The organism is Actinokineospora sp., assembly GCF_050699995.1.
Lineage (GTDB): Bacteria > Actinomycetota > Actinomycetes > Mycobacteriales > Pseudonocardiaceae > Actinokineospora.
On sequence record NZ_JBOHGC010000535.1, the window covers coordinates 1 to 1433 of the forward strand.

Sequence of the window (1433 nt, forward strand, 5' to 3'; positions counted from 1 at the left end):
GTATAAACCTGCTCCTCGCCACGGCGTTGTGGGCAGGCACGAACATCGCCGGTCAGGTCGCCGTCGTGGCCTTCCCGCCGCTGCTTTCCGCGTGGTCGCGGTGCGCGGGGGCCGCCGTGGTGCTCGCCGTGGTCCTGGTGGCCCTCGGCGAGCGCAGCATACCGGCGCGGGCGGACCTGATCCGGATAATGGCGCTCGGCGGGATCGGCATGGGCGCCTACAGCCTGCTGTTCCTGAGCGGGCTGGACCTGTCCTCGGCGGTCCTGGGCGCGATCATCGGCGCGACACCGCCGCTGTGGACCTTGCTGCTGTCGTGGGCCCTGCTCGGTAAGCCGGTCACGGTGGGCAGCGTCCTGGGGGTGTTCCTCGGGCTCGCGGGGGTGGTCACGGTCGTCTGGCGCGCGGGCGGCTGGACCGGCGAGCGTGTCGTCGCCGGGTCGCTGCTGCTCATCGCGGCGGCGGTCTGCTGGGCGGGCTACACCGTATTCGGCGCGTCGATGCCGGCCCGGTACCCCCCCGCTCACGGTGACACTGTGGGCCACGGTCGGCGGCGCCATCGCCTTGTTGCCCGGAGTGTTCACCGTGGACATCGCGCGGGCGCTCCATGCCGCGGACTGGAAGTCGGTCGGCGGGCTGCTGTACCTCATCGTCTTCGGCAGCGCGGTGGCGAACGTGCTCTGGTACCGCGGTGTCGCCGCCATCGGCGCCGTGGGCACGTCCGTCACGTTGTTCCTGGAGCCCGCCTGGGGCCTCGCCCTGGCCTGGCTGCTGCTGTCCGCACAGCCCACCGGCACCCAGATCGTGGGGGTCGTGCTGATCACCGCCGGGCTGCTCGCCGCTCTCCGCCGACCCGCCCGCGGGGAGCGGGCAGACGACTGCCAAGATCGCGTTATTGATCGACAACCCACGTGCGATGTGCGTCGCCGGAGGGTCTAGGGTCGATCCGCGACAACCGATAGTGCGGTTTCGGGGACGCAGGGTTGACACACTCGGTAGCTTTTCCAGAGTCCACGCAGTGTGCTTAGTCCAATCGAGGGACGGTACAACGGTGTCAGGCGGTGTCAGTTCGTGAACACGGAAACTCTGCGCGACCACACTCGCCGAGTGGCGGTACTCGGCTCAGTGGTCGCCGCGCAGTTCGTGTGGTCGGCGTCCCCCTCGGTCGCGGAGACCGTCGCGGAGACCGTCATCGAGAGCGGCAGCCCGATCATGTCCGGTCCCGGCATCGCCGCGGTGACCGTGGGGATCGGCGGCTTCATCGTGGGCCTGATCCGCCGCCGCAAGAGCGTGGCCGCGAAGGCCAAGCAGACCCCGGCGGTGCCGCTTCCCGGCCCGCGTCAGCCGGTCGGCGCGGCCGCCAACCGACACTGAGGATTTCTCGCAGAGCGCGTGTTGATCAAGCTTGGAACGAAGCGGGCCCCGCAGGAGAACTC

At 70.1% G+C, this 1433-nt stretch carries 2 protein-coding genes and 1 pseudogene; all 3 read left to right on the plus strand.

The window, feature by feature from the left end; genetic code table 11:
• Positions 1-65: 65 nt before the first annotated feature.
• Positions 66-335, plus strand: a pseudogene (locus tag ACRDSQ_RS26330) (EamA family transporter); the annotation flags it as partial.
• A gap of 88 nt (positions 336-423) precedes the next feature.
• Entirely contained in the window at positions 424-936 is a 513-nt protein-coding gene (locus tag ACRDSQ_RS26335) for a DMT family transporter (protein WP_431424656.1), read from the plus strand.
• 132 nt (positions 937-1068) lie between these two features.
• The gene (locus ACRDSQ_RS26340) at positions 1069-1371 is read left to right on the plus strand and encodes a hypothetical protein (protein ID WP_431424657.1); all 303 of its coding nucleotides are present in this window, start codon (positions 1069-1071) and stop codon (positions 1369-1371) included.
• Positions 1372-1433 lie beyond the last annotated feature (62 nt).